This is a genomic window from Brevundimonas sp. (assembly GCF_036677305.1).
In the GTDB taxonomy this organism is placed as follows: domain Bacteria; phylum Pseudomonadota; class Alphaproteobacteria; order Caulobacterales; family Caulobacteraceae; genus Brevundimonas.
In genome coordinates, this window is the sequence record NZ_JAKFEB010000073.1 from 1 (window position 1) to 7,882 (window position 7,882).

The 7,882-nt window shown below is 69.8% G+C and carries 9 protein-coding genes and 1 pseudogene; 6 read left to right on the forward strand and 4 right to left on the reverse strand.

The features are described from left to right. The 5 genes from V6M42_RS04300 to V6M42_RS04320 form a co-directional block, all read left to right on the forward strand. Positions 1 to 149, forward strand: a 149-nt coding sequence (locus V6M42_RS04300; RefSeq protein WP_442880922.1) for a HesB/IscA family protein, incomplete at its 5' end; no start/stop codon positions are given. Then, on the forward strand, positions 149 to 1,138 hold the full coding sequence (locus V6M42_RS04305; RefSeq protein ID WP_332677389.1) for a methionine ABC transporter ATP-binding protein: 990 nt from the start codon (positions 149 to 151) through the stop codon (positions 1,136 to 1,138). The genes V6M42_RS04300 and V6M42_RS04305, both read left to right, overlap by 1 nt. Further along, positions 1,138 to 1,803, forward strand: coding sequence for a methionine ABC transporter permease (locus tag V6M42_RS04310; protein ID WP_332658225.1), 666 nt, complete (start codon positions 1,138 to 1,140; stop codon positions 1,801 to 1,803). Before V6M42_RS04305 ends, V6M42_RS04310 begins: the two co-directional genes overlap by 1 nt. Before the next feature lie 23 nt (positions 1,804 to 1,826). Then, positions 1,827 to 2,633 (forward strand): MetQ/NlpA family ABC transporter substrate-binding protein, encoded by an 807-nt coding sequence (locus tag V6M42_RS04315; RefSeq protein ID WP_332677391.1) that lies wholly within the window; start codon positions 1,827 to 1,829, stop codon positions 2,631 to 2,633. Next, a complete protein-coding gene (locus V6M42_RS04320) occupies positions 2,633 to 3,001 on the forward strand; it encodes a TfoX/Sxy family protein (RefSeq protein WP_332658227.1) in 369 nt (122 codons plus the stop codon). Before V6M42_RS04315 ends, V6M42_RS04320 begins: the two co-directional genes overlap by 1 nt. Here V6M42_RS04320 and V6M42_RS04325 read toward each other — a convergent pair. The 3 genes from V6M42_RS04325 to V6M42_RS04335 form a co-directional block, all read right to left on the reverse strand. Next, entirely contained in the window at positions 2,991 to 3,779 is a 789-nt protein-coding gene (locus tag V6M42_RS04325; RefSeq protein ID WP_332677393.1) for a lysophospholipid acyltransferase family protein, read from the reverse strand. The two genes, V6M42_RS04320 and V6M42_RS04325, sit on opposite strands and share 11 nt — an antisense overlap. A gap of 36 nt (positions 3,780 to 3,815) precedes the next feature. Then, positions 3,816 to 4,874 (reverse strand): GGDEF domain-containing protein, encoded by a 1,059-nt coding sequence (locus V6M42_RS04330; protein ID WP_332658231.1) that lies wholly within the window; start codon positions 4,872 to 4,874, stop codon positions 3,816 to 3,818. A 94-nt stretch (positions 4,875 to 4,968) separates the two neighbouring features. After that, entirely contained in the window at positions 4,969 to 6,615 is a 1,647-nt protein-coding gene (locus V6M42_RS04335; RefSeq protein ID WP_332677395.1) for a DEAD/DEAH box helicase, read from the reverse strand. A 240-nt stretch (positions 6,616 to 6,855) separates the two neighbouring features. Between V6M42_RS04335 and V6M42_RS04340 the strand changes: the two genes are divergently transcribed. Beyond that, a complete protein-coding gene (locus tag V6M42_RS04340) occupies positions 6,856 to 7,218 on the forward strand; it encodes a hypothetical protein (protein WP_332661036.1) in 363 nt (120 codons plus the stop codon). Positions 7,219 to 7,262: 44 nt separating this feature from the next. Here V6M42_RS04340 and V6M42_RS04345 read toward each other — a convergent pair. Beyond that, positions 7,263 to 7,882, reverse strand: a pseudogene (locus tag V6M42_RS04345) (M56 family metallopeptidase); the annotation flags it as partial.

Sequence of the window (7,882 nt, forward strand, 5' to 3'; positions counted from 1 at the left end):
CGATCCTGTTCCTGATCGGATCGGAGATCGACTACGAGACGACGAAACTGGCGTCGAAATTCGTGTTCCGGAATCCGAACCAGACCGACGCCTGCGGCTGCGGCGAGAGCGTCACCATCATCCCGGCCAAGGCGCTGGACGCCGACTGATGATCCGGCTGGAGGGGGTCACCAAACGCTTCCGGAGCGCGGCGGGCGAGCGCGTGGCGCTGGACGCGGTCGATCTGACCGTCGCGCCGGGACAGGTGTTCGGCGTCGTCGGGCGCTCGGGGGCCGGAAAATCAACATTGATTCGGACCATCAACCTGCTCGAGCGGCCGGACGCCGGGCGGGTCACGGTCGACGGGCGGGAGATGACGGCCCTGGACCCGGCCGAACTGCGCGCGGCGCGGCGGCGGATCGGCATGATCTTCCAGCATTTCAACCTGCTGAACGCCAAGACGATCGCCGAGAACGTGGCCTTCCCGCTGCGGCTGGAAGGTCGGCCGGCGGCCGAGGTGGACCGGCGCGTCGCCGACCTGCTGGAGCAGCTGGGGCTCTCGGAGCACGCGCGTAAACATCCCGCGCAGCTGTCGGGCGGGCAGAAGCAGAGGGTCGGCATCGCCCGGGCCCTGGCCTGCGCGCCGGGCGTGCTGCTGTGCGACGAGGCGACCAGCGCCCTGGACCCGGAGACGACCGAGGAAATCCTGACCCTGCTGGACCAGCTGAACCGCGACCTGAAGCTGACCATTGTGCTGATCACCCACCAGATGGAGGTGGTGCGCCGCGTCTGCGACCGGGTCGCGGTGCTGAAGGACGGGCGCGTGGTGGAGGAGGGGGGGACCGCCGACGTCTTCCTGCATCCGCAGCATCCGGCGACCCGCGCCATGCTGGCCGAGGGCGAGGAAGGCTTCGAGCCCGCCGATGTGCCGCCTGGCGGACGGCTGGCGAAACTGACCTTCCGCGGCGGCTCGACCTATGAACCGGAACTGAGCCGCGTCGCGCGGTCGGTAGGGGTCGACTATTCGATCCTGTCGGGGCGGATCAGCCGGATACGCGGCGAGCCCTACGGCCAGTTGGTGGTCGCCTTCACGGGCGGCGACGCCGAGGCGGCCGTGGCGCAGCTGACGGCGCGCGGCGTCGTGGTGGAGGCGGCGTAATGGAGGCCTTCTTCGCCAATATCGACTGGCCGGAAATTGCGCGGGCGACGCGCGACACCCTGTTGATGCTGGGCGGGTCGATGGCCCTGACCGTCGTCTTCGGCGTTCCGCTGGGCGTGCTGCTGTACCTGTCGGGCAAGGGTCGGCTGGCGGCCAATCCGGTGCTGAACGCCGGGCTGTCGCTTATCGTCAACATCCTGCGCTCGGTGCCCTTCATCATCCTGCTGATCGTCATGCTGCCGGTGACAGTGCTGCTGGTCGGCACGTCGCTGGGCGTCGCCGGCGCCATTCCGCCGCTGGTCGTGGGCGCGGCGCCCTTCTACGCCCGGCTGGTCGAGACGGCGCTGCGGGAGATCGACAAGGGGGTGGTCGAGGCGACCCAGGCCATGGGCGGCTCGACCTGGCAGATCGTGACCCGCGCCCTGCTGCCCGAGGCCATGCCCGGCATCATCGCCGGCGCGACCGTGACCGCCATCGCCCTGGTGTCCTACACCGCCATGGCCGGCGTCGTCGGCGCTGGGGGGCTGGGCGACCTGGCCATCCGCTTCGGCTACCAGCGCTTCCAGACCGATGTCATGGTGGTCACGGTCGTCCTGCTGCTTGTTCTGGTGCAGGCTCTGCAGATGCTGGGCGACCGACTGGTCGCCTCCGTTTCCCACCGCTGATCGCTCTCCCGAAAGGCCCGCCCATGATCCGTCGTTCGCTCCTGGCCCTCGCCGCCGCCTCGCTGGTCCTCGCCGCCTGCGGTCAGGGGGGCGCGAAGAAGGCCGACGCCGATGCGCCGCTGATCGTCGGCGCCACGGCCGTGCCGCACGCGGAAATCCTGGAGCACATCAAGCCGCTGCTGGCGGCGGAGGGCGTGCAGATCGAGATCAAGGTCTTCAACGACTACGTGCAGCCGAACACCCAGCTGATGGAGCGCCGGCTGGACGTGAACTATTTCCAGACCAAGCCCTATCTGGATGAGTTCAACGCCTCGCGCGGGGCCGATCTGATCACGGTGGCGGGCGTGCACGTCGAGCCGCTGGGCGCCTATTCGCGTCGCTTCCGTTCGCTGGCCCAGCTGCCCGATGGGGCCGAGGTGGCGGTGCCGAACGACGCCTCGTCGATCGGGCGTTCGCTGATCCTGCTGCAGAAGGCCGGTCTGATCCGGCTGAAGGACCCGGCCAATCCGCTGCAGACCCTGCGCGACATCGCCGAGAATCCGAAGAACCTGCGCTTCCGCGAGCTGGAGTCGGCGACCCTGCCGCGCGTGCTGGACCAGGTCGACATGGCGGTGATCAACACCAACTACGCGCTGGACGCCGGGCTGAAGCCGAAGACGGACGCCCTGACGCTGGAAGGCGCCGACAGCCCCTATGTGAACTATCTGGTGGCGCGGCCGGACAACCGGACCGATCCGCGGATCGTGGCCCTGGCGGCCATGCTGCGCAGCCAGGCGGTCAAGGACTTCATCGCCGCCCGTTACGACGGCGCCGTGATCCCGGCCGCCTGATGGCCTACGACGCGGACTTCGGCGAATGGGTGCGCGAGCATTTCGCCGCCCTCGGGCCGATCGAGATCAAGCGGATGTTCGGCGGGGCCGCGGTCTATTCCCACGGCCTGATCTTCGCCCTGCTGGACGACGGCGTCGTCTGGCTGAAGGCGGACGAGGTCAATGCGCCGCTTCTGGGAGCGGCGGGCGCGCGGCAGTTCACCTATCCGACGAAGGACGGGAAAGAGATGACGATGGCCTACTGGTCATTGCCCGAAAGCGCGCTGGACGATGCGGACGAGGCGGTGGACTGGGCCCGACAGTCGATCGATGCGGCGCTGAGGAAGGCGGCGGCGAAGAAGCCGCGGAAGCCGATGCCTAAGCCGTAGCCGCCGCCAGCTTCGCCGCCTTCGCCGCTTCATCCGGCGTGGGCGCCAGAACGGCCGGCGTGACCGGCTGGCCGGTAGCTTCCGCGATCAGTTCGGCGGTCTTGCCTTCGACGGCCCCCTCCAGCCGGGCGAGGAAATCCTCCTTGCCGAGCCCCGTCGGGATGGGGTCGAGGAACTCCAGCGTGGCCGTGCCGGGGTTCTTGCGGAACGCCTCCTGCGGCCAGAACAGGCCCAGGTTGGTGGCCAGCGGCACGACGGGCATGTCGAAGTCGCGGTACATGTGCCAGACGCCCGAGCGATATCGGAATTTCTCGCCTACCTTCGCCAGATTGCCCTCGGGGTAGATCAGGATCTTGCGCCCGGCGGCGTGGGCGTCGGCGGAGCGGTGTTTCAGCGCCTCGCGGGCTTCGCGGCCGCCGCAGTTGTTGACGACGATGGCCCCCAGCTTGCGCAGCACCGTGCCCAGCAGGGGGAATTTCTCGAGGTGGTCGCCGGTGACGAAGGCCAGATCGTCGAACTGGTCATAGGTGGCGAAGCCGTCGCCCCAGCTCTGGTGTTTCGAGGCGATGATGAAGGCGCCCGCCGGCAACCGCTCCCTGCCGCGCACCTGGATGCGGATGCCGGCCAGCAGCCGCATGGCCTGCACCATCCGCTTCACATAGCGGCGGATGATCCATTGCGTCGCGCCCCGCCCGGGGGTCAGGGCCGCGAAGGCCGCCCCCAGGGTGTAGACGATCGACAGGAGCCAGTAGGCGATATTGAAGGCGAGGCTGCGCATCTAGCGACTATGGCGTGAATCGGCGGACGGGGAAGTCTAGGCCGCCTTGGGCAGGCGTTCGGCGTTGGAGACGCGGTTACGGCCGCCGCGCTTTGAGGCGTAGAGGGCGGTGTCGGCCCGTTCGAGAAGGGCCGTGGCGGTCTCGCCGCGCCGCCGGACGGCGAAGCCCGCCGATACGGTCACGGCGCCCAGATCGTCATCGGTCGAACGGCGGCGAAGCGACCGGGAGGCGATTTCCTTGCGGACGCTCTCCAGGGCGGCCTCCACGACGGCGCTGCTCTCGTAGGGGAAGACGATGGCGAACTCCTCGCCGCCGAAGCGGGCGGCGAAGCGCGGATTGGCGGCGGTGCGGCCCAGCACGCTGGCCACGTAGCGCAGGACCTGATCGCCGGTCTGGTGACCCCAGGTGTCGTTGAACCGCTTGAAATGGTCGATGTCGAGCACGGCCAGGGTCAGGGCGCCGCCCCCGGACTCGGCCTGTTCGCAGGCGGCGGCCAGATGTTCGTCGAAGGCCTTGCGGTTGGCGAGTTCGGTCAGGGCGTCCGTCATGGCGTCGCGGCGCACCAGCTCCAGGTGTTCGCGAAGGCGCAGGATTTCCTGGGTGGAGGATTCCAGCCTCTTCTCGAGCGAGTCCGTCTCCTGCCGGGCCTGAAGGGTGGCGCTCGTCAGGTCCGACACGACGGCTTTCAGTCCGTCGCCGTCGGCGCCCGCGGACTTGATGTTGGTGGCGGCCTGTTCGAGCGTGTGGCCGTAGGCGGCCTGGGACTTCTGCGCCTCGGCGATGACGCTGGAGACGCTGGACAGTTCACGGTCGAGGACATGGCCGGCGTCGCGAATCTGGTCGGTCAGGCGGCCACTGGGCAGGTGTTGCGCGGCAAGGGCGTCGGTGACGGCCTCGGTGAAGGGCTCGCCGGATTCGGCAATGCGCTGGAGCTCTGCCGCGAGGGCGCCCTCGGGCTGACCGACCGCATGGGTCCAGAGTTCGAAATTGAGCGGCGTCGGCCACACGCCCGCAGCTTCCATCTGGTCGACGACCTTGCGCGCGAGCCCATAGGCTTGCGGACCTCGCAGGGCGGTTTCGACCTTGGCCTTCATTCGCGCTTCCTCAGGTCCAGCCAGGGCGGCGAACCTGTGACGGCAACGCTAGACCGCGGTTGGTAACGCCGGGTTAAGCCGGCGCGACCCGCCGTCAGCCCTTGATCGAGACGGGGCGGCGCAGGAAGGCGGGGACGTCGCCCTCTCCGAAGGGACGGCCGTTCGAACGGTCGGGAGCCGCGTCGGCGCGATCGCCGCGGCGGTCCGACTGACGCAGATGGGTTTCCTGCACGGGCCGTTCGGATGCCTCCCTGGCGGCGGGAGCCGATGTCGGGGCGGGACGTCCGCGGTCCGCCGGCTTGCGCTCGGGCGCGGGGGCCCGGGCTTCCGCGACGGGGGCCTCCGCGGCGGCGGCGGGTTTGGCGCTCCGGCGGCTGCGCGACCGGCGGGCGGCCGGCGCGGCTTCGGTTGCGGGCCCGGCGGCGTCGACAGCGGCATCGACGGCGGCTTCGACCGGTGCCGGGGCCTCGACGGGCGCGGGGGTTTCGGTCCGGGGGGCGGGGGCGGCTTCCGCCTTCGGCTCGTTGCGCGGGCTGCGGCTGCGGCCGCGGGCCGGCTTGTCAGAGGCGCCGCCGTCGCGCGACGACGGAGCCTTGCCGGGGGCGAAGTCGACGCCGTCCAGCACCAGTTCCTCGGGGTCCATCTTGATCAGCTTCAGGACCTTGTCGAGCGAACGGTCGTCCGCCGGGGTCACGATCATGAAGGTCTGGCCCAGCTTGCCCGCGCGACCGGTGCGGCCGATGCGGTGCACATAGTCGTCGGCGTGGTGCGAGACATCGTAGTTGAAGACGTGGCTGACGTCCGGGATGTCGAGGCCGCGCGCGGCGACGTCGGAAGCCACCAGCAGCTTCAGCTCGCCCGAGCGGAAGGCGGCCAGGGTCTTCATGCGCAGCGACTGGTCAAGATCGCCATGAATCGGCGCAGCGTCGAAGCCGTGCTGTTTCAGCGACTTGGCGACCACATCGACTTCGGACTTGCGATTGCAGAAGACGATGCCGTTGCGCACGTCGGCGCGGCCGATCAGGGCGCGCAGGGCGGCGCGCTTGGCCTTGGGATCGCTCGAAGGGATGCGGACCAGATACTGGGTGATGGTGTCGGCCGTGGCGGCGGGGCGCGAGGCCTCGAGCCGGGTCGGGTCCTTGAGGAACTGGGTCGTCAGCCGCGTGATCTCGGGCGGCATGGTGGCCGAGAAGAACAGGGTCTGGCGGCGCGGCGGCGTCAGTTTGAAGATCCGCTCGATGTCCGGGATGAAGCCCATGTCCAGCATGCGGTCGGCTTCGTCGATGACGAGGATCTCGACGCCGTTCAGCATCACCTTGCCGCGCTCGAACAGGTCCAGAAGGCGGCCCGGGGTGGCGATGAGGACGTCGACGCCCTTGTTCAGCAGGGTCACCTGGTCGCCCATGGAGACGCCGCCGATCAGCAGGGCCCAGCTCAGCTTGGTGCCCTTGGCGTATTTCTCGAACGACGAGGCGACCTGGTCGGCCAGTTCGCGGGTCGGGGCCAGGACGAGGGCGCGCGGCATGCGGGCCTTGGCCCGGCCGGACGACAGCCGGTCGATCATCGGCAGGGTGAAGGCGGCCGTCTTGCCGGTGCCGGTCTGGGCGATGCCCAGCACGTCGCGGCCGGCGAGGGCGACCGGAATGGCCTGGGCCTGGATGGGGGTGGCGGTGGTGTAGCCGGTATCGGCGACCGCCTTGAGGGTCGTGGGCGAAAGGCCCAGCTGGGAGAATTCGGTCATAGGTCCTTGAGACTGGAAGAAGGACGTCCCGCGCATCGGGTCGTCGTGCGATGTCGCGGAACCGCCCTGAATCTCTGGGCGAGCGGGCGGCGCGGATTCGCCAGTCCTGTCCCGAACGTGGGCGGGATATAGAAGCCCCCACGCAATAGTCAACTATTCGTGCGGCAGGCGCGCGGGGGTTGGCATCCCCTAAACGTTTGTTAATAGTCCGCGCCGGGAAGGGTTGATTGAGGGATCAGTATGCAGCGTACGCTATGCGTCGCGACCCTGACGGTCGCATGTCTGTTCGCCGGGTCAGCCCGCGCCGACATGGATTCCGCCTTCGGCAATACGGTCATTTCCCGCTATCCGGACGGGGGCTGGGTCAAGCACTGGTTCAATCCTGACGGCACCTATTCCGCCCAGTTCTCGGACGGCCGGCGTCTGGCGGCGCGCTGGACGGTCAGCGGCGAACGGGTCTGCCTGAGCCATATGCGGCCGTATATGCTGGTGCCGCGCTTCTGCACCGCGATGGTGGATGCGGCCGTCGGCCAGACCTGGCAGTCGCGCGACCCGATGGGCCGGCGCGTGCAGAACGTGCTGGTGGCGGGCCGGCAGCCGTAGAGACGACGGGCCCCGACAGCCAGTCGGAGCCCGCATCATCCTGATCAGGCCGGGCTGGCGCTCTGCTCGCGCATGCGGGCGGCGCCCTCGATCATGCGGTCCGCGCCTTCTTCCATACGCGGGATGGCGTCCAGCAGCTCCCGGTCGGTGACCGTCTGTCCGCGTTCGCGGGCGCGCTCGATCTGTTCGGCGCGGTAGGCCGGGTCGCGCAGTTTGCGGGCCTCGTCGCGCATGTTGCGGGCGCCCACCTCCATCTGCTCGGCTCCGACGCGCATCTGGACGCGGGCGTCGGCCATGTGACGCGCGGCCAGGGTCCGCGCCTCCTCGGCCTCGACGCGGGCGCGGGCGGCGTGCTCGGTCATGACCCGGGAGTGGCCTGCGGCGCGTTCGGCCTGGCGCGACAGGCGGGCGTTGGCGCGCGCCATGGTCCGGGCTTCAGCGGCATGAACGCGCGCTTCGCTGGCCATGGCCCGGGCCTGGACGGCGGATTCGCGGGCGGCGGCCACGGCGGCGCGCTGTTCCTCCGAGAGCGGCGCGGTCGAGTTGTAGATCCAGATTTCGCCGCGGGGAGCCTCGGGCGCGGCAGGCGGCTCGGGCGGCGCCGGCAAGGCGGGCGGAGCAGCCGGCGCCCGGGGCGGCGCCATGGGAGCCGTCGGCGCGACCG